This window comes from Rhodanobacter panaciterrae, assembly GCF_014651895.1.
GTDB lineage: Bacteria > Pseudomonadota > Gammaproteobacteria > Xanthomonadales > Rhodanobacteraceae > Rhodanobacter > Rhodanobacter panaciterrae.
In genome coordinates, this window is sequence record NZ_BMXT01000001.1 from 438,270 (window position 1) to 457,192 (window position 18,923).

Consider the following 18,923-nt stretch of genomic DNA (forward strand, 5'->3'; position numbering starts at 1 on the left):
CTCTGTCCACAACGGACTTCCCACGGGATTGCGCTTTGGTCGCTCAGTCTTTCTGTCGCACCACGCGGAACTGTTGCACGCGGCGGTCATCAGCTTCAGTGACATGGAACAGGTAACCGCCGATGCCGACCTCTTCGCCCACTTCGGGCAGGTGGCCGAACTCGGATGTGACCATGCCGCCGACGGTGTCGTACTCCTCGTCGGAGAACGCCGTGCCGGCCTGTTCATTGAAATCCTCGATCGGGGTCAGCGCGCTGACCAGCCAGTCGCCGCCGGGCTGCTCGTGCATCAATTCGGGCTCTTCCGCGTCGTCGTGCTCGTCGTCGATCTCGCCCACAATTTGTTCGAGCACGTCCTCGATGGTGATCAGGCCGGCGACGCCGCCGTATTCGTTGACCACCAGCGCCATGTGGTTACGCGAGCGACGGAACTCGTCCAGCAACACGTTCAGGCGCATCGATTCGGGAATCAGCACGGCCGGGCGCAAGATCGCATGGATGTCGAAATGCTCCGCGGCACCGAAGAACTTCAGCAGATCCTTGGCCAGCAGGATGCCAAGGATCTCGTCCTTGTCGTCACCGTGCACGGGAAAACGCGAGTGACCCGATTCGACCACGACGGCAAGGAGGTCGGGCAGCGGCGACTCGGCCGCCAGCATCACGATCTGCGCGCGCGGAACCATGACGTCGTCCACGCTCAGTTCGGTGACCTTGATCGCACCCTCGACCATGGTGAGGGTGTCGACGGACAGCAGTCCGTTGGTCTGGGCGGAGCGCAACTCCTCAATCAGTTCGCTGCGGTTGCGTGGCTCGCCGGAAAACATGTGGCCCAGCCGGTCCCACCAGGTGCGGTGTGCCGGGCCGCTGGTACTGCCAGGGTCGTCGTTCATCACTCGTTTGAATGCAGCCCGTAACCGGGCGGAAGACCGATTCTAGCGGAAAAATTCTGACGATTCAGAGTCTTCGCCATCGGGTTGGAGGGCTGGTCTGCGTACGGGAGAGGCGAAAAGCCCTTCCTTGCAGCTAGCTTAGGAGCGGCTCAAGCATACGGATCGGCGATGCCGAGGCCGGCGAGGATGCGGGTTTCCAACGCTTCCATCGCCTCGGCTTCGTTGTCTTCGATGTGGTCGTAACCGAGCAGGTGCAGCACACCGTGGATGGTCAGGTGGGCCCAGTGATCGCGCGGCCGCTTGGCCTGCTCGGCAGCCTCGCGCAGCACCACCGGCGCGCAGATTGCCAGGTCGCCGATCAGCGGCAACGCTACGCCGGGCGGCAGTTCGGCGGGGAACGACAGCACGTTGGTGGCGTAGTCCTTGCCGCGATAGTCGCGGTTGAGCGCACGGCCTTCGTCGGCGTCGACGATGCGGATCGCCAGCTCGGCTGGCTTGCGTCGTTTCGCGTCACGCAGCGCAGCTTCCGCCCAACGGCGAAAGCTGACTGCAGAGGGCAGACCGGTGCGTGGCACCGCGTAGCCGACGGCAAGCGTGAGCAGTCGACTCATGGGGCGTCCTCTTCCTTCTGCTCGAACGCCTCGTAGGCGCGCACGATCTTCGCCACCAGCGGATGGCGCACCACGTCGCGCGAGGTGAAGAACGTGAAGCTGATGCCGCTGACGTCACGCAACACTTCCACCGCTTGGCGCAGGCCGGAGCGCGTGTTGCGCGGCAGGTCGACCTGGGTGACGTCGCCGGTGATCACCGCGACCGTGCCGAAGCCGATGCGGGTCAGGAACATCTTCATCTGCTCGACCGTGGTGTTCTGCGCCTCGTCGAGAATCACGTAGGAATCGTTAAGGGTGCGGCCGCGCATGTAGGCGAGTGGTGCGATCTCGATCACGTTGCGCTCGATCAGCTTGGCCACCTTCTCGAAACCCAGCATTTCGTACAGCGCGTCGTACAGCGGGCGCAGGTAAGGGTCGACTTTCTGCGACAGGTCGCCGGGCAGGAAGCCGAGCTTTTCGCCGGCCTCGACCGCCGGGCGCACCAGCAGCAGGCGTTGCACGCGGTTCGCTTCCAGCGCCTCGACCGCGCTGGCCACGGCCAGGTAGGTCTTGCCGGTGCCGGCCGGGCCCACGCCGAAGTTGATGTCGTGACTGGCGATCGCGTGCAGATAGCGCGCCTGATTCGGGCCGCGACCCTTGATCACGCCGCGCTTGACCCGGATCGCCACTTCCTGGGTGCCTTCGGTCGACGCCGCCGTAATCGCATCGATACCGGATTCGGCCAGGTGCAGGTTGATCCGGGCACCGGTCAGCGATTCGTCTTCGGTAGTGGCATACAGCGAACGCAATACTTTCTCGGCAGCCCTCGCCGGCGCGTCATCGCCGATCACCTGGAAGATGCTACCGCGGTGGTTGATCTCCACACCGAGACGCAGTTCGATCTGGCGCAGATGCTCGTCGAACGGCCCGCACAGGTTGGCGAGGCGGGCGTTGTCCTCGGGGTCGAGGGTGAAGTCGCACTGGTTGAGGCCGTTGGTCATGGGAGTCCGGAAGTCTGATTTTGGCTCCTCACCCTGCTCGCCCCAAAGGGACTTCCTTCGGTCGCAGGGGGAGGCTGGAAGGGGGTGAGGCTTTTGACTTTTAGATCAAGAGCGAACCCCTCCCCAACCCTCCCCTGCAAGCAGGGGAGGGAGTTAATGCTCAGGCGGCCACGTCATCGGCGACCCTGATCCGTCCGCGCAGCGAATTGGCCATCGCCTCGGTGATTTCCACGTCGACGAACTGGCCGATCAGGCGGTGGTTGCCGGAGAAGTTCACGTAACGCATGTTTTCGGTACGTCCCATCAGTTCGCTGGGATCGCGAGTGCTGGGCTTTTCCACCAGCACGCGCTGCACGCTGCCGATCATCGCCTGGCTGATCTTCTTCGCATTCGCGTTGATCGCGGCCTGCAACCGCATCAGTCGGTCATGCTTTTCCGCAGCGGGTGTCTCGTCGGCGAGATTCGCCGCCGGCGTACCGGGGCGCGAGGAGAAGATGAAGGAGAAGCTCTGGTCGAAACCGATGTCGTCGATCAGCTTCATGGTCTTCTCGAAATCCTCGGCGGTCTCGCCGGGGAAGCCGACGATGAAGTCGGACGACACGCAGATATCCGGGCGCACCGCGCGCAGCTTGCGGATCTTCTGCTTGAACTCGATTGCGGTGTAGCCACGCTTCATCGCGCTGAGGATGCGATCGGAGCCGGCCTGCACCGGCAGGTGCAGGTAGTTCGCCAGCTGCGGCACGTTCGCATAGGCCTCGATCAGGGAGTCCGAAAACTCCAGCGGATGCGAGGTGGTGAAACGGATGCGGCCGATCCCATCGATCTGCGCGATCGCGTGGATCAGCACGGCGAGATCGGCGATGCCGCCGTCATGAGTGGGGCCGCGGTAGGCGTTGACGTTCTGGCCGAGCAGGTTCACCTCGCGCACGCCCTGCGCGGCGAGCTGGGCGACCTCGACGATCACGTCGTCGAACGGACGGCTGAGCTCCTCGCCGCGGGTGTACGGCACCACGCAGTAGCTGCAGTACTTCGAGCAGCCTTCCATGATCGAGACGAACGCGGTCGGGCCTTCGGCGCGCGGCTCGGGCAGGCGATCGAACTTCTCGATCTCGGGGAAGCTGATGTCCACCTGCGGCTTGCCGCTGGCGCGTTGCTGCTCGATCAATTGGGGCAGGCGATGCAGGGTCTGCGGGCCGAACACCAGGTCGACATACGGCGCGCGCTTGACGATCGCCTCGCCTTCCTGCGACGCCACGCAGCCACCGACGCCAATCAATACCGGCTTGCCATCCTTCTTGTGCTGCTTCCAGCGGCCGAGCTGGCTGAACACCTTTTCCTGCGCCTTCTCGCGGATCGAGCAGGTGTTGATCAGGATCACGTCCGCCTCGGACTCATCCTGAGTCAGTTCCATGCCGTGCGACGCCTTCAGCACGTCGGCCATCTTGGCCGAGTCGTACTCGTTCATCTGGCAGCCGTGGGTCTTGATGAAAAGCTTGCCGCTCATGGCGTGGGATACCGTGGTTTGTGAAGCAGGACGTGCAATCCGCTGAACCGCACAGTTTACCCGTGTGACGACGGCCTCGCCAGTTGATCGGCATGGCGGATCAAGCACTTGCAGCGGTCAGGACCAGTGTATTCAGCCCGGGAAGTGCCGTGCCACAGGCGTAGAACGGTCATGGCGCACGAAATCGCCGGCACGCACTTGGCGTTGGCGACGCATGGCGGCACACTGCGGCCCATGTTCGACGTCGCATGGCATGGGGGAAGCGTCGATCGGCCTGCCGGGGGCTTCCCAATTCGTTCGATCCTGTCCGGGGTCGTGCTGGTCTGTGCGCTGTTGTGGTGGCAGACGGCGCAGGCCGGCACGCTGTATCAGTGCACCGGTTCCAGCGGCGAAACGGTGTTCAGCAGCAGCAAGGCCGGTTATCGCGGCTGCAAGGTGATCAGCAGCTATGCCGAGTCGGCGCCGCGGCGTCAGACGCCGCCACCGCCAGCAGCCCGGATTGGGTTGACGGGAGTGAGCGGTTCGGTGGCGACCACCGCGCGCAGTCTCTCCGCGAATGGGCTCGAGTCGACATCGCTGGTCAATGTGCAGGGCTCGGTCGCGACCAGCGCGCGCGAACTCGGCGAGGCGAAGGTGCAGCGTGCCTCGCTGGCGTCAGTAATGGGCTCGGTCGAAACCACCGCGAAGCCTGCGCTGGCGGTGGCCGGCGCAGGCACGCCTGGCCAGTGGAACTATCACGAGTCGCGCGGCGCCGAAGCACCGTTGGCGGCGGTTGCCGATGCTCCGGATACGCGTGTGTTGCGCGGCGCGGTGTATCGCATCGTGCGTGGGGACGGCAGCGTGGAATACACCAATCTGCGTCCGGCCGGCGAGAAAGACCGTACCGTAACGATGTTGTTCACCTATATCGCCAGCTGCGTCGCCTGCGACCTGCACTCGACGATCCGCTGGGGCAGTGTGTCGCTCAACCTCACCGCGTATGCCGACACGATCCGCGCCGCCAGCATCGAGTACGGCGTCGACGAGGCCTTCCTGCGCGCGATCATCCACGCCGAGAGTGCGTTCAATCCGCGCGCACTGTCGCTGAAGGGCGCGCAAGGGCTGATGCAGCTGATGCCGGGCACAGCCAGCGACATGGGCGTGCTGGATGCGTTCAATTCCGATCAGAACATTCGCGGCGGTGCACGCTATCTGGGCCTGCTGTTGCATGCTTTCGACGGCAGCGAGCGGCTGGCCGCCGCCGCCTATAACGCCGGGCCCGGTGCGGTGCAGCGCTACAAGGGCGTGCCGCCCTACGCCGAAACGCAGGTATATGTGGAGCGGGTGGGTACTCTGCGCAAGCGCTACGGCGCGGCAATCCATCCGCCGCTGGCGTCACGCGGACCCGGTTGAATCACTGGTCCGGCGTGGGACCGGTGCTCATCATCGGTCGTTGCGCCAGGGTGACGTCGAGGTGGAACGGACTGCCGCTGCGCAGGCCGGAGATCTCCACCTTGCTGCCGGGTTTCAGTGCGGCCTCGCGCCGGCGCAGATCGGTCGGATTGAGAATGTCGTCATTGCCGATGCGCAGCAGGATATCGCGCGGCTGGATGCCGGCCTGCGCGGCCGGGCCGCCGACATACACCGCAGTGACCTGCGCGCCACGCGCAGCCGAGGGCAGGCCGCTGTTGGCGGCCACCGGCACGAACGTATAGTCGGCGCCGATCCAGCCGCGCACCACGTGGCCGGTGCTGATGATCTGATCCAGCACTTTCTTGGCGGTGGCGGCCGGAATCGCGAAGCCGATGCCTTCGGCGCCGGCGGCCTTGCCGATCAGCAAGGTGTTGATGCCGACCAGTTCACCCTCGGTATCGACCAGTGCGCCACCGGAGTTGCCAAGGTTGATTGCGGCGTCGGTCTGGATGAAATCCTCGGCACTGGAGCTGTTCAACTGGCGTCCGATCGCGCTGACGATGCCCATCGTCACGGTCTGGTTGAGACCGAGCGGATTGCCGATCGCCAGCACCACGTCGCCGGGACGCAACGGCTGCTGGTCGGCCATCTGGATCGCCGGCAAGTTGCTGGCGTCGATCTTCAATACCGCCAAGTCGGTTTCTTCGTCCGCGCCGACGAGGGTGGCATTGGCGACGCGACCGTCGTACAGCAGTACCTGGATGTCTTTCGCGTTGGCGATCACGTGGTTGTTGGTCAGTACGTAGTCATGGCCCTGGGCGCTGACGATGACGCCGGAGCCGAGGGTTTGCTCGCGGTGCTGGTAGGTGGTGGGCTGGCCGCCGAACAGCTGTTGCAATACCGGGTTTTCGTACATGCGTACGGCTTGTTCGGTGACGATCTTGTTGGCGTAGATGTTGACCACCGAGGGTGCGGCGGCGGCTACCGCGTCGGCGTAGGAGACCGGGCCGCTGCCGCCATGACTCTGGCTGGTTGGCGCAGTCGGAGGCGTGGCCAGGCCGAAGCGGGCGCGCAGGTGCTCGCCGCTGCCGGGCCAGAACAGGCCGACCACGAAGGCCATCGCCAGTCCGAGGATGGCGAAGCGTGCAATGAAGAGGAGCGTGCCGGCGGCATGTTTCATGTCGAAAGGAGAGGGTCCCGGCAGGTCGTGGTGAATGTCGCGATGGATGGAGTTCGCCGCGATGGCGTTTATTGTACGGGGCAGGGCCTGACGCTACACTAACGCGATTTTTGCGGGGTCCCAAACCCCACCTTAGACAGACATTGCAAGTACCGGAGAGCCTGATGGCGAACGAAGTCGTCGACCACGGCCGCCGCCGTTTCCTGACAGCAACCACCGCGGTGGTTGGTGGTATCGGAATCGTGTCGGCAGCTGTGCCCTTCATCAAGTCGTGGGAACCCAGCGCGCGCGCCAAGGCCGCTGGCGCTCCGGTTACCCAGTCGCTGGCCAAGATCGAGGCAGGGCAGATGCTGAGCGTGTCCTGGCGCGGCCTGCCGGTGTTCGTGCTCAATCGCACCAAGGCCCAGCTCGATACGCTGCCGATGGTGGATTCGCGTCTGGTCGATCCGAAGTCCGACGGCGCTTCCGCCGGGCAGCAGCCGAAGTACGCGCAGAACGAGGCCCGCTCGATCAAGCCGGAATGGCTGGTGATCGTGGGCATCTGCACGCACCTGGGCTGCGTGCCGGAGTTCGTGCCGGAGATCAAGCCCGAGCCGTTCGATCCGGACTGGAAGGGCGGTTTCTTCTGCCCTTGCCACAAGTCGCGCTATGACCTGGCCGGCCGCGTGTTCAACGGCGTTCCGGCGCCGAAGAACCTGCAGGTGCCGCCGTACCATTTCGTCGACGACAGCACCATCCAGATTGGCGTGGATCCGAAGGAGGCTGGCTAATGGCCAACGTATTCACGAACATCGGCGACTGGGTCACCGAGCGCGCGCCGAACATGATGCCGGCGTACCGCAAGCACATGACCGAGTACTACGCGCCGAAGAACTTCAATCTCTGGTACTACTTCGGCTCGCTGGCGCTGCTGGTGCTGGTCAACCAGATCGTCACCGGCATCTTCCTCACCATGAACTTCAATCCGAGCGCGGCGGGAGCCTTCGCCTCGGTCGAATACATCATGCGCGACGTGGAGTGGGGCTGGCTGATCCGCTACATGCATTCCACCGGCGCCTCGCTGTTCTTCGTGGTGGTGTTCCTGCACATGTTCCGCGGCATGATGTACGGCTCCTACAAGAAGCCGCGCGAGCTGGTGTGGCTGCTCGGCATGCTGATCTTCCTGGCGCTGATGGCCGAGGCCTTCATGGGCTACGTGCTGCCGTGGGGCAACATGTCGTTCTGGGGCGCCAAGGTGATCATCTCGCTGTTCGGCACGATTCCTTACATCGGCGGCACGCTGGTGGAATGGATCATGGGCGACTTCCTGCCGGCCGATGCCACGCTCAACCGCTTCTTCGCGCTGCACGTGATCGCGCTGCCGCTGGTTCTGTTGTTGCTGGTGGTGCTGCACATCGCCGCGCTGCACGAAGTGGGTTCGAACAACCCGGATGGCGTGGAGATCAAGAAGGGTCCGAAGGGCAACCGCTGGGACGCGCTGAAGCCGGCCGACGGCATTCCGTTCCACCCGTACTACACGGTGAAGGATCTGGTCGGCGTGGGCTTCTTCCTGCTGATCGCCGCGTTCATCATCTTCTTTGCGCCGACCTTCGGTGGCTGGTTCCTGGAGCACGACAACTTCATTCCGGCGAACAACCTGGTGACGCCGTCGCACATCAAGCCGGTGTGGTACTTCACCCCGTTCTACGCGATCGTGCGCATGATCCCGTCGTTCCTCGGCTCGGCCGTGTGGGGTGTGCTGGCGATGTTCGGCGCCATCGCGGTGCTGTTCCTGCTGCCTTGGTTCGATCGTGGCCAGGTCAAGTCGATCCGCTATCGCGGCACCGGCTACAAGGTGGCGCTGGGGCTGTTCGTGTTGTCGTTCTTCATGCTCGGCGCCGTCGGCGCGGGCATCACCGCCGAGGTGATTCCGGAGTGGTTCGGCAATGTCGACGTGACGTTCTGGGAGAACCTGTTCGGCCGCACGATGACGCTGATCTACTTCGGGTTCTTCGCCTTCCTTTGGGCCTATACACACTTCGGCTGGGAAAAGACCAAGCCGGTTCCGGAACGGGTGACGACGCATGACTAAGCGGCAGCTGCTAATGAAGCGATACATCTTCCCGCTGGTGTTGGCGTTCAGTCTGATCGTCGGCAGCGTCTCGGTGCAGGCGTCGGAAGAGGGTGGCCTGCCCTCGGCCGGCACCAATGTGCAGGATCAGGCTTCGCTGCAACGCGGCGCCAAGCTGTTCTTCAACTACTGCGTCGGCTGTCATTCGCTGAAGTACATGCGCTATGAGCGGATCGCCACCGACCTGGGTCTGTCCGAACAGGAAGTGATGCAGAACCTCAATTTCACCGGCGCCAAGTTCGGTGAAACCGTGGTTTCGCACATGCCGGAAGAATCGGCCGCCAAGTGGTTCGGCAAGGCACCGCCGGATCTGTCGCTGGAAGTGCGTGCGAAGGGTGCCGACTGGGTTTACGCCTACCTCAACTCGTTCTATCTGGACTCGAGCCGTCCGGTGGGCTGGAACAACACGGTGTTCCCGAATGCGTCGATGCCGTTCCCGCTGTGGGAACTGCAGGGCCTGCAGACGGCGGAAATGAAGCCGGCCAAGACCGGTGCGGATCCGGAAGTGGAGAAGTTGGTGCTGTCGCAGCCGGGCAAGTTGACCCCGGCGCAGTTCCAGCAGGCCACCCGCGACCTGACCAGCTTCCTGGAGTACGCCTCCGAGCCGGCCGCGTTGGAACGTCACCACTACGGTATCTGGGTGCTGCTGTTCCTGGCGTTCTTCACCTTGCTGGCTGCCATGCTCAAGAAGGAATACTGGAAAGACGTCCACTGAGTCTGGATGGCCTGATCCTGGATAGTATTATCCGATTGCGGCGGCCACGAGCCGCCGCAATCGTCTCACCGATGGGGAATCGCGCATGGTTCAAAGCGCTCGCTCGCGTACGGTATTGACGCTCTACACCACGGCCGATGACATCCAGTGTCATCGTGCGCGGCTGGTGCTGGCCGCCAAGGGGGTCAGCTACGAACGAGTACTGGTGGATCCGGCCAAGCCGCCGGAGGATCTGATCGATCTCAACCCGTACGCCAGCACGCCGACCCTGATCGACCGCGACCTGACCTTGTTCGATACCTCGGTGGTCTGCGAATACCTCGACGAGCGCTATCCGCATCCGCCGCTGATGCCGATCGACCCACAATCGCGCGCGCGCCTGCGGGTTGCGGCGGTGCGTATCGAAAAGGACTGGCTGCCCGAAGTGGAGACGATCCGCGCTGGCGGCCGGCCGGTCGAGGCAGCACGCAAGCGTCTGCGCGAGCAGCTGCTGTCCACGCTGCCGCTCTTCAAGGCTTCGAAATTTTTTCTCAATCCGGAAATGAGTCTGGCCGACTGTCTGGTGGCGCCGGTGATCTGGCGACTGCCGTGGCTGGGCGTGGATCTGGGGCGCGAAGGCAAGCCGATCGTCGATTACGGCGAGCGTTTGTTTCATAGTCAGGGTTTTGCGCGCAGCATGACCGATCAGGAAAAGGCGATGCGGCAAGTCCATGAGCACGAATGAAACAGCAGCAATGAGTTCCAATCGCCCGTACCTGCTGCGGGCGATCTACGACTGGATCAGCGACAACAATCTGACGCCCTATGTGCTGGTCGACGCCGGTTTCGCCGGTGTGCGAGTACCGCCGCAGGTGGTCAAGAACGGTCAGGTGGTACTCAACCTGGCGATGCGTGCGGTGGCGAATCTGGACCTTGGCAACGAGTGGATCAGTTTCCAGGCGCGTTTTTCCGGTGTCAGCCAGACCATCCAGATTCCGGTGCAAGCGGTGTTGGCGTTGTACGCGCAGGAAAACGGGCAGGGCATGATGTTTCCGGCGGACGAGGAAGGTGGTGATATGCCGCCGCCATCGGCACCCGAGCCCGACGATACCTCGCCCAAACCGGCCGCCGACGAAGGTGGCGACAAGCCGAAGCGCGGCGCGCCGCATCTGCGGGTGGTCAAGTAAGCCGTCTGCTGCGGTTCGCCAAGCGTGACGGTAACGCCGCGCTTAGTGCAGCCGATGATCGGTCCGCGGACGAAGTTGCACGACGTTGCTGCCCGGTGCAGGCAATGCCGTGCCGACAATTACCTCGTCGTGCGGCAGCAACTCGATCGTCGGAAGACTCAGACTGGTGAGTGCGTTGCCGATCATCCACAGCCGCCCCGGCTCGCGGTCATGGCCGTCGATGCTTACCTCGAAGCCGTAGCAACGTTCGAGCATGCGCAGACCGTTGACGCGGCGCAGGCGCACGCCACGCAGTCCAACGGTCTCATCCAGCAGTTGCAGGCCATGCCGCAGACATTGTCGCCGCGCCTCTTGCACGGCGCGTTCGCGCGCCGTGCTGAGCTTCAGCCACAGCCCGACGATGGCGCCGAGCACCAGCAACAGCAGCAGGTTGGAAAGATCACTCATTCCCGCAGTGTGTGGGCGCGACCGGCCACGCGCAAGCTCAGTCCAGCTGCAGTCGCAGCGACAGGTCGACCGCCCGTACGTGCTTGGTCAACGCCCCGACCGAGATGAAATCGACGCCGGTGCGGGCAAACTCGCCGATCGTGTGCAGATCGACATTGCCGGAAACTTCCAGCGGTACGCGACCAGCGGTGAACTGCACCGCCTCGGTCATCTGTGCCAGTTCGAAATTGTCCAGCATGATCCGGTCCACGCCGGCTGCCAGCGCTTGCGCCAACTCGTCGAGATTTTCCACCTCGACTTCCAGCAACAGGTTCGGGTGCAGCTGTCGTGCTGCCTGGACAGCGGCAGCGATGCTGCCAGCGGCGATGATGTGGTTTTCCTTGATCAGGATCGCGTCGTACAGACCCATGCGCTGATTGTGGCCGCCACCGCACCGCACCGCGTACTTCTGCGCAACGCGCAGGCCGGGGATGGTCTTGCGGGTGTCCAGCACGCGCACCGCGGTACCGGCGACGGCAGCGACATAAGTCGCGGTGACTGTGGCGGTGGCGGACAACAGCTGCAGGAAATTCAGTGCCGAGCGTTCCGCGGTGACCAGCGAGCGGGCATGCCCGGACAGACGGCAGATCACCGTGCCGGGATCGACCCGGTCGCCATCATGAACTTGCCAGTCGATCCGCACAGCCGGATCGAGTCGACGGAAGCAGGCATCAAACCATGCCGTGCCGGCGATCACCGCTGCGTCGCGACAGGTCAGTTCGGCGTGCGCAAGGGCGTCGCTCGGCAGCAGCGTGGCGGTGGCGTCACCCGCACCCAGATCCTCGGCGAGGGCGCGTTCGATATCGACGGCAATCTGTGCGGCATCCGGCAGCGCAAACGATGGAGCGTGACTCATTCGGTATCGGTGCCCTTGGCTGGCGCTTCCGCGGCTGGCGTGGCGTCAGGTTGGCTGAGCTTGCCGACGATCGCGCTCATCGCACGGTCGAACAAGGCGTTGGCGGCGAGCACACGGGCCTGACCGTCGGTGAGCAGTACCGCCAGTTCCCGTGGCGCGTAATCGGCCACTTTCAGGCCGCGTCGGTTGACGAACAAGTAGCGCCCGCTCATCGGGCTGATCCATGACAGCTTGGCGCGGGTCATCTCCTCGTCGGCGAGGCAGAACTCCAGCCAGGTACCCGGCTGCAACGCCTGGACCTGATGCCATTCGGGGCTGTCCAGTGGCACCTCGACGACTTCCTCGTCGTCGGCATTGTCGGCGGCCGTTGCTGCGGTGTCGCTGTCGATGACCGGCTGGATGCTGTCGGGGATCGCCAGCATGGCAGCATCTTCGTCGACCGTGACGACCTCGGCGGTATCCAGCGTCTCGCCGAGCTGCTGCCGGTAGTAGGTGTGCAGCTGGCTGAGCAGACGTTCGATGTCTTGCTCTTGAAACGCCACATTGGTCAGGCCCTGACGCAACGCGCGCTCGATGCCGGGCAGCATCTGCCGCAGTGCCTGCCGGCTCTCCGGGGTCGTTGCCGGACGGGTGCTGGCGATGAAGTCGTCGATGAAACGCAGCGCGCTCTTGAACTCGGGCGAGGTTTCGCCCTGACGCAGCAGGGTCAGCACCAGATGATTGGCCCAGGCCCGCGCGAGTACGCCATGCACCAGCGGCGGCAGTTTCTGTCCGCCGATGCGATCGAGGATCTCGCGTGCAGCGCGTCGGCGCGCCTGCTCGAGTTTTTCGCGGCCGCGGGTGGATTCGGCGACGCGTTGTTCGGCCACTTCAGAGCGACGCTTGTTGATGTCCTGGAACTGCTGCAGGTCGACCAGCAGGCGCTCGAAGATGCCCATGTCGTCGTCGAAGTCGTGCAGCAGCTGATCGACGATCCACTTCACTTTCTCGTGCAGCCGGCGGTCGCGATCGGACTCTTCCGACCAGCCCTTGGCCTGCTCGGCCAGGCAATCCAGCAACCGGCGCGCCGGATGCTGACGATGGGCGAACAGCTTGCGGTCGAGGATCGCCGCCTTGAGGTAGGGAATCTGAAGCCGTGCCAGCATGACCTGCATCGCGGCAGGCAGGTTGCGGTCTTCCAGGATGAATTCGAACAGCATGCCGACCAGATCGATGGTGTCCTCATCGATGGTGGCGACATGGCTGGGTCGTTCGCCGCGCAGAGCGCCGATCTGCGTCAGCAGTTGGCCTTTCAGTTGCAGCACTTCGCGGCTGAGTTCGACGGCATCGTCGGGCCGTGCGTATGGCAACGGACCGGCACTGGCGATCTGGCTCTGCAGCACACTGAGCGCGCCGAGCAATTCGTTCGCCGACGGCAGCGGGCCGCTCGGTATCGCGTGCATGCCGCCGTCGCCGCCGAGACCGACAGCGGGGCCGCGCCGCGCGCTGAACAGCGCGTGCAGGGTCTGCAGCAGATCGCCGGGAATCTCGCCGGCTTCGTCCGCGATCGCGGCGGAGGTGCCATCCATCGGGCTGCCACTGGCAGCTTTTGCTTTCGCGTTGCCGCCGCGTAGTGATTCGTGGCGCAATTGCGGCAGCACGCCGGCACGGGCCAGTTCGGTGTTGATCTCGTGGTAGAGCTCTTCAAGCGACGACAGCACGTAGCGATCGAACAATTTGTAGATGATCAGCTTGACGCGCATGTCCGCGGTGAGCTCGTGCAGCGCCTGACGGAACGCCTGCGTCAGGATTGTCGGCGCCACCGGGTTGCTGGCGTTCTCGATCTTGTGGCCGCCGCAGATCACCGACAGCCGCTGATTGACCGCAAACAGATCGTTTGAGAGCCGTGAGTCGTGCTTGCTGATCATGCTGGTGATCGCCAGCGATTCCTCCAGCTCGTTGTCGGCCACCAGGGTCAACTCGATCGTGCCCGGCGATGCGGGCATGCCGTTGCTCGGTGATGATTGCAGTGGGTGTGCCAGCTCGCCGAGGTTGCGGTTGATCGCACCCAGGAAACTGCGTTCCACCGCAGGACGGCGTTTGCGCACTTCACGCATGCCGTCGAAATAATGTGTCTGCGCAGCGTTGTTCTCGGCTCTTTCGGCAATATCGAACAGGGCATCGTCGACATGCTCGAAAGCATTGCCGATCCATTGCTGCAGTCGTTTGCCGGCGATGCTGCGGACGGCGTTCATCAACTCGCCGACGCGCTCGCTGGAAGGATCCAGGCGCTGGCTCAAATTGACGACTCTGGATGGATCACTGGCTTCGTTCACCGCCAACCCCCTGAAACATTGCAATGCGCGGCCGGAACACGGATGCGCCGCATGGATGATGACGATAAGCCATAGTAGGTATCTGTGTCATGCGCGGACCACAAGCAGCCCTTGCCCGCAAAACTTTACGAATTCGCTGGGAAGCCGGTCAATTGCACGGTGCCGATGCCTTCCTCCGGCAACATCACCGGAATGCCGTCCTCGACGCGGTAGATCACCTTGCGGTCGGTGGTGATCAGGGCTTCGGCGATCCGCTCGCGTACGGCCACCCCGGCGACGGAATCGACCTTGCCGGCCGCGATCGCGTCATTCAGCGCATCGAGCTCATGCTTGCTCAGCGGGCGCACCGGCGTTTTGCTGACCGGGCAGCACAGGATGTCGAGTAGGCGCTTGTCCATGGTGGTTCTGCAGGTGTGCCGAGGCTTGGAAAGCCCGTACAATAGCCGTTTTTGGACGGTCCGGCCATGACAGGAACAACCAAGCCGCTGCGCGTTGGCGTGGTAATGGGTTCGCGTTCGGACTGGGAAACCATGCAGCACACGGCCAACGTCTTGACCGAGCTGGGCGTGCCGCATGAGGTTCGAGTGGTGTCCGCGCACCGCACGCCGGATCTGCTGTTCAGCTACGCCGAACAGGCTCCGGCGCGGGGCATCCAGGTGATCATCGCCGGTGCCGGCGGCGCCGCGCATCTGCCCGGCATGCTGGCGGCCAAGACCCGTCTGCCGGTATTCGGCGTCCCGGTGCAGTCGAAGGCGCTGAACGGGATGGACTCGCTGCTGTCGATCGCGCAGATGCCGGCCGGCATTCCGGTCGGCACCCTGGCGATCGGCCGTGCCGGCGCGGTGAACGCCGGCCTGCTGGCCGCGGCGGTGCTGGCGCTGCACGATCCGGCGCTGGCCAGCGCACTGGACAACTGGCGGACGCGGCAGACGCAGGCCGTGCTCGAGCAGCCGGATCCGCGTCAATGAGCGAGAGGCGGCAGTCCGTACTGGGCATTCTCGGTGGCGGCCAGTTGGCGCGCATGCTGGCGCTGGCGGCGGCACCGCTGGGCGCGAAGACGCTGGTGGTGGACAGCGCCGCCGACGCCTGTGCTGGCCAAGTCGCACCCTTGGTGGTGGCCGACTGGACCGATTACGCCGCGCTGGAGGCGTTTGCCGCGCAAGTCGACGTGGTCACCTTCGATTTCGAGAACGTGCCGGCCGAGACGGCGCACTGGCTGGCCGAACGCGTGGCGGTATTCCCCGCGCCGCAGGCGCTGGCGGTAGCGCAGGATCGACTGGCCGAGAAAACCCTGTTTCGCGAGTGCGGCCTGCCGACACCGGCCTTCATGACGGTAGACACGCGCGAGCAACTGGATCAGGCACTGGCCGCGGTGGGTGCGCCGGCAATCCTGAAAACTCGCCGACTCGGCTATGACGGCAAGGGCCAGTTCCGCCTTCGCGAATCCGCTGATGCAGATGTCGCATGGGCCGCGCTCGGTGCGCAGGCATCGAAGCATGGCTTGATCCTGGAAGCGTTCGTGCCGTTCGAACGCGAGTTGTCGGTGCTCGCCGTGCGTGGTCGCAATGGCGATTTCCGCACCTGGCCACTGACCCGCAACTGGCACACCGATGGCGTGTTGGCGATGAGTTTGGCGCCGGCGCCGGATATCGAACAGTTGCAGCAGCGCGCCACCGCGCTTGCCCGCACCTTGGCCGAACGGCTGGACTACGTGGGCGTGTTCGCGCTGGAGTTGTTCGTGAAGGACGGCCAACTGCTCGGCAACGAGATGGCGCCGCGGGTGCACAACTCCGGTCACTGGACCATCGAGGGTGCGCACACCAGCCAGTTCGAGAACCATGTGCGTGCGGTGCTGGGCCTGCCGCTGGGCGATACCGACGCGCGTGGCCTCTCGGCGATGTTCAACTGGATCGGCGATCTGCCCGATGCGGCACCGGTGCTGCAGGCGGTCGACGCGCACTGGCACGACTACGGCAAGCAGGCACGGCCGGGCCGCAAGGTGGGCCACGCTACCGTGTGTGCGCCGGACGCCGGTCAGCTGGCGGCACGACTGGCCGGGATTGCCGGGGCACTCGGGCGCAAGGCGCAAGTTGCGCCGGTGCTGCAGGCGTTGGACTGAGCGGGCTCGAATCCAGCCACAAAAAACGGAGCCGCGAGGCTCCGTTTTTGTTTCAGCGCCAGTGGATCAGGCCAAATGAATCAGCCCAGGTTGCTGGCCGCGAAGTCCCAGTTCACCAGATTCCAGAACGCTTCCACATACTTCGGGCGGGCGTTGCGGTAGTCGATGTAATACGCGTGTTCCCACACGTCCGTGGTGAACAGCGGCTTGTCGCTGCCGGTGATCGGGGTAGCCGCGTTCGAGGTGTTGACGATGCCGAGCGAGCCGTCCGGACGCTGCACCAGCCAGGTCCAGCCCGAGCCGAAGTTGCCGGCGGCGGATTTGCTGAACTCGTCCTTGAACTTGTCGAACGAGCCGAACGCCTTGGTGATCGCATCGGCCAGCTTGCCGCTGGGCTCGCCGCCGCCTTTCGGGCTCATCGAGTTCCAGTAGAACGTGTGGTTCCAGATCTGCGCGGCATTGTTGAATACGCCGCCGGAGGACTTCTTGATGATGTCTTCCAGCGTGGCGCCCGCAAACTCGGTGCCTTCGATCAGCTTGTTGAGGTTCGTCACGTAGGCCTGGTGGTGCTTGCCGTAGTGAAACTCCAGCGTTTCAGCGGAAATATGCGGTTCCAGTGCGTTCTTTTCGTACGGAAGCGGGGGAAGTTCGATCGCCATGATGAGGCTCCTTAGCGGTAGCTGGGGGAGGTAGGCCGGCGCAGCGGACGGCAGCCGACGGGTGACTGATACAATATCGGTCTGCCTGCATTGTAAAGATGAAACACCGAACTATGGACATCAACGAGCGAATCAGGGCGATCCTGACCGAACATCCCATCGTGCTTTTCATGAAGGGCACGCCGGAATTTCCGATGTGCGGTTTCTCCAGTCGTGCTGCCCAAGCCTTGTCGGAAGCCGGTGCCGTGTTCCACACGGTGAATGTGCTGGCCGATCCGCAGATACGCGCCGCGTTGCCACATTTCGCGAACTGGCCAACGTTCCCGCAGCTGTTCATCCAGGGTGAGCTGATCGGTGGTTGCGACATCATCGAGGATCTGAAATCCGCCGGTGAGCTGTCCCGCATGGCCAGCGACGTCGCCGGAGCGGCGTCTTGACGACGTTGCCGGTTTCCCGGTTGCCGGACGGCTGGTCGCCGGCTGCCGATACCCTGGCTGATCGCGTGGTGCTGGTGACTGGCGCGTATGGCGGACTCGGTGGCGCGGTGGCACGTGCGGCCTCACGCGCGGGCGCCACGGTGGTGATCACCGGCAAGCGCAAACGCCAGCTGGAACAGTTGTACGACGCGATACGCGCCGAAGGCCTGGCCGAGCCGGTGATCCATCCCCTGGATATGGAGGTGGCGACGCCGCGCGAATACGCCGCACTGGCCGAAGGGCTGGAGCGCGATTTCGGCCGGCTCGACGGCATCGTGCATGCCGCCGTCAGTTTCTCCGGGCTGACGCCGATCACCATGCACAAGCCCGACGCCTGGTTGCGCGCGATGCACGTCAACGTGAATGCGCCATTCGCGCTGACCCAGGCCTGCCTGCCGTTGCTGACCCAGGCCAGCGACAGCGCGGCGGTGTTCGTGCTGGACAATCCCGAGTTGCTGCAGCGTGCACACTGGGGTGGTTACGGCGTGTCGAAAGCTGCATTGGAACGCTTCGTGGCAATCCTGCACGGGGAAACCGACCACAGTGCGTTGCGTGTTCATGCGATGCTGCCGGCACCGATGCGCACGTCGCTTCGGCAACAGGCGTACTTCGGCGAAGACATCATGCAGCGTGCGTTGCCGGATGCCGCCGCGGCCGCGGCGATCTACCTGCTCAGCGCACAGGGTGCGGCGGCACGTGGTGCGGTACTGGATCTGCGGGTCGACTGAACAGCGGCACTTGGTGCCGTGATCGCCTCACCAGAATGGAGTTGAGATGGAAACGCAGATGACCACGTTGTCGGCGGGAATCATGTTGTTTCTGATCATGGATCCGCTGGGCAATATTCCGTTCTTCCTGAGCCTGCTCAAGGATGTGCCGCCGAAGCGCCGGCGCCGGGTGATGGTGCGCGAATTGCTGATTGCGCTGGGCGTGTTGCTGGCGTTCCTGTTCGGCGGCCAACACATCCTCAAGCTGCTGCAGCTGAAGCCGGATTCGATCAGCATCGCTGGTGGCATCGTGCTGTTCCTGATCGGTATTCGCATGGTGTTTCCGCCGGCCGACGGCGGCGGCATCTTCGGCAAGCCCGGGCAGGGCGAGCCATTCATTGTGCCGATGGCGATTCCCGGCGTGGCCGGCCCCTCGGCGATGGCTGCATTGCTGCTGTTGACCAATACCCAGCCCGGCCGCACGGCCGACTGGACGATTGCGTTGTTGCTGGCATGGCTGGCCACCTCGTTGATCCTGCTCAGCGCGACCTATCTGTTCCGCTGGTTCGGCGAAAGTGTGCTGACGGCGCTGGAACGCGTGATGGGCATGTTGTTGATTGCGCTTTCGGTGCAGATGTTCATGGCGGGCGTGGCGTCGTTCCTGCACCTGAACGTTTGAAACAACGGCGCCGTCGGATCTGCCGCCTGTAGTTCATCGGGTGATGGCCCAGCTGTCATAATCGACCGGCAGGATGGGG

21 protein-coding genes are annotated in these 18,923 nt (G+C 64.0%); 11 read left to right on the plus strand and 10 right to left on the minus strand.

All coding sequences use genetic code 11. The features are described 5' to 3' along the window. Window positions 1-43: 43 nt before the first annotated feature. From IE071_RS01960 to miaB, 4 genes are all read right to left on the minus strand, one after another. Window positions 44-889: a CorC family transporter gene (locus IE071_RS01960; protein ID WP_189439499.1), complete on the minus strand. Its 846-nt coding sequence runs from the start codon at window positions 887-889 to the stop codon at window positions 44-46. Between the two features lie 149 nt (window positions 890-1,038). After that, window positions 1,039-1,500 carry an rRNA maturation RNase YbeY gene (ybeY, locus tag IE071_RS01965; protein ID WP_189439500.1) on the minus strand — a complete coding sequence of 154 codons (462 nt, stop codon included), beginning with the start codon at window positions 1,498-1,500 and terminating at the stop codon, window positions 1,039-1,041. Continuing rightward, window positions 1,497-2,480 (minus strand): PhoH family protein, encoded by a 984-nt coding sequence (locus tag IE071_RS01970; protein ID WP_189439501.1) that lies wholly within the window; start codon window positions 2,478-2,480, stop codon window positions 1,497-1,499. Before IE071_RS01970 ends, ybeY begins: the two co-directional genes overlap by 4 nt. Before the next feature lie 160 nt (window positions 2,481-2,640). Continuing rightward, window positions 2,641-3,984, minus strand: a complete 1,344-nt coding sequence (gene miaB / locus IE071_RS01975) for a tRNA (N6-isopentenyl adenosine(37)-C2)-methylthiotransferase MiaB (RefSeq protein WP_189439502.1) — start codon at window positions 3,982-3,984, stop codon at window positions 2,641-2,643. Window positions 3,985-4,155: 171 nt separating this feature from the next. Here miaB and IE071_RS01980 point away from each other — a divergent pair, with 171 nt between their 5' ends. Then, entirely contained in the window at window positions 4,156-5,376 is a 1,221-nt protein-coding gene (locus IE071_RS01980; protein WP_425503416.1) for a lytic transglycosylase domain-containing protein, read from the plus strand. Window position 5,377: 1 nt separating this feature from the next. Here IE071_RS01980 and IE071_RS01985 read toward each other — a convergent pair whose 3' ends face one another. After that, on the minus strand, window positions 5,378-6,556 hold the full coding sequence (locus tag IE071_RS01985; RefSeq protein WP_189439503.1) for a S1C family serine protease: 1,179 nt from the start codon (window positions 6,554-6,556) through the stop codon (window positions 5,378-5,380). 164 nt (window positions 6,557-6,720) lie between these two features. Here IE071_RS01985 and petA point away from each other — a divergent pair, with 164 nt between their 5' ends. The 5 genes from petA to IE071_RS02010 all read left to right on the plus strand — a co-directional run bounded on the left by petA (window position 6,721) and on the right by IE071_RS02010 (window position 10,547). Further along, window positions 6,721-7,326: a ubiquinol-cytochrome c reductase iron-sulfur subunit gene (gene petA / locus IE071_RS01990; RefSeq protein ID WP_189439504.1), complete on the plus strand. Its 606-nt coding sequence runs from the start codon at window positions 6,721-6,723 to the stop codon at window positions 7,324-7,326. After that, window positions 7,326-8,627, plus strand: coding sequence for a cytochrome b (locus tag IE071_RS01995; protein ID WP_189439505.1), 1,302 nt, complete (start codon window positions 7,326-7,328; stop codon window positions 8,625-8,627). Before petA ends, IE071_RS01995 begins: the two co-directional genes overlap by 1 nt. A 13-nt stretch (window positions 8,628-8,640) precedes the next feature. After that, window positions 8,641-9,381, plus strand: coding sequence for a cytochrome c1 (locus IE071_RS02000; protein WP_189439506.1), 741 nt, complete (start codon window positions 8,641-8,643; stop codon window positions 9,379-9,381). 85 nt (window positions 9,382-9,466) lie between these two features. Then, window positions 9,467-10,105: a glutathione S-transferase N-terminal domain-containing protein gene (locus IE071_RS02005; protein WP_189439507.1), complete on the plus strand. Its 639-nt coding sequence runs from the start codon at window positions 9,467-9,469 to the stop codon at window positions 10,103-10,105. A 10-nt stretch (window positions 10,106-10,115) separates the two neighbouring features. Further along, window positions 10,116-10,547: a ClpXP protease specificity-enhancing factor gene (locus IE071_RS02010; RefSeq protein WP_229792701.1), complete on the plus strand. Its 432-nt coding sequence runs from the start codon at window positions 10,116-10,118 to the stop codon at window positions 10,545-10,547. A gap of 42 nt (window positions 10,548-10,589) precedes the next feature. Here the strand turns inward: IE071_RS02010 and IE071_RS02015 are convergent, their stop codons facing one another. The 4 genes from IE071_RS02015 to IE071_RS02030 form a co-directional block, all read right to left on the minus strand. Further along, window positions 10,590-10,994: a DUF3301 domain-containing protein gene (locus tag IE071_RS02015; protein WP_189439509.1), complete on the minus strand. Its 405-nt coding sequence runs from the start codon at window positions 10,992-10,994 to the stop codon at window positions 10,590-10,592. A gap of 37 nt (window positions 10,995-11,031) precedes the next feature. Then, window positions 11,032-11,889 carry a carboxylating nicotinate-nucleotide diphosphorylase gene (nadC, locus tag IE071_RS02020; protein ID WP_189439510.1) on the minus strand — a complete coding sequence of 286 codons (858 nt, stop codon included), beginning with the start codon at window positions 11,887-11,889 and terminating at the stop codon, window positions 11,032-11,034. Beyond that, window positions 11,886-14,204, minus strand: coding sequence for a DUF1631 domain-containing protein (locus IE071_RS02025; RefSeq protein ID WP_189439511.1), 2,319 nt, complete (start codon window positions 14,202-14,204; stop codon window positions 11,886-11,888). The genes nadC and IE071_RS02025 overlap by 4 nt, the downstream gene beginning before the upstream one ends. A gap of 125 nt (window positions 14,205-14,329) precedes the next feature. After that, window positions 14,330-14,602 (minus strand): Trm112 family protein, encoded by a 273-nt coding sequence (locus IE071_RS02030; protein WP_189439512.1) that lies wholly within the window; start codon window positions 14,600-14,602, stop codon window positions 14,330-14,332. Between the two features lie 66 nt (window positions 14,603-14,668). On the opposite strand from IE071_RS02030, the gene purE reads away from it, so the two are divergent. Both purE and IE071_RS02040 read left to right on the plus strand, forming a co-directional pair. Then, window positions 14,669-15,172 carry a 5-(carboxyamino)imidazole ribonucleotide mutase gene (purE, locus tag IE071_RS02035; protein WP_189439513.1) on the plus strand — a complete coding sequence of 168 codons (504 nt, stop codon included), beginning with the start codon at window positions 14,669-14,671 and terminating at the stop codon, window positions 15,170-15,172. Then, window positions 15,169-16,323: a 5-(carboxyamino)imidazole ribonucleotide synthase gene (locus IE071_RS02040; protein WP_189439514.1), complete on the plus strand. Its 1,155-nt coding sequence runs from the start codon at window positions 15,169-15,171 to the stop codon at window positions 16,321-16,323. Before purE ends, IE071_RS02040 begins: the two co-directional genes overlap by 4 nt. An 80-nt stretch (window positions 16,324-16,403) precedes the next feature. Here the strand turns inward: IE071_RS02040 and IE071_RS02045 are convergent, their stop codons facing one another. Then, window positions 16,404-16,982, minus strand: coding sequence for a superoxide dismutase (locus IE071_RS02045; RefSeq protein ID WP_189439515.1), 579 nt, complete (start codon window positions 16,980-16,982; stop codon window positions 16,404-16,406). 113 nt (window positions 16,983-17,095) lie between these two features. Between IE071_RS02045 and grxD the strand changes: the two genes are divergently transcribed. The 3 genes from grxD to IE071_RS02060 are packed head-to-tail and all read left to right on the plus strand — an operon-like array spanning window position 17,096 to window position 18,844. After that, on the plus strand, window positions 17,096-17,419 hold the full coding sequence (gene grxD / locus IE071_RS02050; protein WP_189440850.1) for a Grx4 family monothiol glutaredoxin: 324 nt from the start codon (window positions 17,096-17,098) through the stop codon (window positions 17,417-17,419). After that, window positions 17,416-18,186, plus strand: coding sequence for an SDR family NAD(P)-dependent oxidoreductase (locus IE071_RS02055; RefSeq protein WP_189439516.1), 771 nt, complete (start codon window positions 17,416-17,418; stop codon window positions 18,184-18,186). Before grxD ends, IE071_RS02055 begins: the two co-directional genes overlap by 4 nt. Window positions 18,187-18,244: 58 nt before the next feature. Continuing rightward, the gene (locus tag IE071_RS02060; RefSeq protein ID WP_189440851.1) at window positions 18,245-18,844 is read left to right on the plus strand and encodes a YhgN family NAAT transporter; all 600 of its coding nucleotides are present in this window, start codon (window positions 18,245-18,247) and stop codon (window positions 18,842-18,844) included. Window positions 18,845-18,923 lie beyond the last annotated feature (79 nt).

Bases quoted from the DNA above. Each gene is read 5' to 3' on its own strand.
- IE071_RS02040 (WP_189439514.1), top strand. From the start codon at position 15,169: ATGAGCGAGAGGCGGCAGTCCGTACTGGGCATTCTCGGTGGCGGCCAG.
- IE071_RS01980 (WP_425503416.1), top strand. From the start codon at position 4,156: ATGGCGCACGAAATCGCCGGCACGCACTTGGCGTTGGCGACGCATGGC.
- IE071_RS02000 (WP_189439506.1), top strand. From the start codon at position 8,641: ATGAAGCGATACATCTTCCCGCTGGTGTTGGCGTTCAGTCTGATCGTC.
- IE071_RS02010 (WP_229792701.1), top strand. From the start codon at position 10,116: ATGAGTTCCAATCGCCCGTACCTGCTGCGGGCGATCTACGACTGGATC.
- IE071_RS02015 (WP_189439509.1), bottom strand. From the start codon at position 10,994: ATGAGTGATCTTTCCAACCTGCTGCTGTTGCTGGTGCTCGGCGCCATC.
- IE071_RS02005 (WP_189439507.1), top strand. From the start codon at position 9,467: ATGGTTCAAAGCGCTCGCTCGCGTACGGTATTGACGCTCTACACCACG.
- IE071_RS02060 (WP_189440851.1), top strand. From the start codon at position 18,245: ATGACCACGTTGTCGGCGGGAATCATGTTGTTTCTGATCATGGATCCG.
- IE071_RS02030 (WP_189439512.1), bottom strand. From the start codon at position 14,602: ATGGACAAGCGCCTACTCGACATCCTGTGCTGCCCGGTCAGCAAAACG.
- IE071_RS01995 (WP_189439505.1), top strand. From the start codon at position 7,326: ATGGCCAACGTATTCACGAACATCGGCGACTGGGTCACCGAGCGCGCG.
- IE071_RS02045 (WP_189439515.1), bottom strand. From the start codon at position 16,982: ATGGCGATCGAACTTCCCCCGCTTCCGTACGAAAAGAACGCACTGGAA.
- IE071_RS01960 (WP_189439499.1), bottom strand. From the start codon at position 889: ATGAACGACGACCCTGGCAGTACCAGCGGCCCGGCACACCGCACCTGG.
- miaB (WP_189439502.1), bottom strand. From the start codon at position 3,984: ATGAGCGGCAAGCTTTTCATCAAGACCCACGGCTGCCAGATGAACGAG.
- IE071_RS01970 (WP_189439501.1), bottom strand. From the start codon at position 2,480: ATGACCAACGGCCTCAACCAGTGCGACTTCACCCTCGACCCCGAGGAC.
- nadC (WP_189439510.1), bottom strand. From the start codon at position 11,889: ATGAGTCACGCTCCATCGTTTGCGCTGCCGGATGCCGCACAGATTGCC.
- petA (WP_189439504.1), top strand. From the start codon at position 6,721: ATGGCGAACGAAGTCGTCGACCACGGCCGCCGCCGTTTCCTGACAGCA.
- IE071_RS01985 (WP_189439503.1), bottom strand. From the start codon at position 6,556: ATGAAACATGCCGCCGGCACGCTCCTCTTCATTGCACGCTTCGCCATC.
- purE (WP_189439513.1), top strand. From the start codon at position 14,669: ATGACAGGAACAACCAAGCCGCTGCGCGTTGGCGTGGTAATGGGTTCG.
- grxD (WP_189440850.1), top strand. From the start codon at position 17,096: ATGGACATCAACGAGCGAATCAGGGCGATCCTGACCGAACATCCCATC.
- ybeY (WP_189439500.1), bottom strand. From the start codon at position 1,500: ATGAGTCGACTGCTCACGCTTGCCGTCGGCTACGCGGTGCCACGCACC.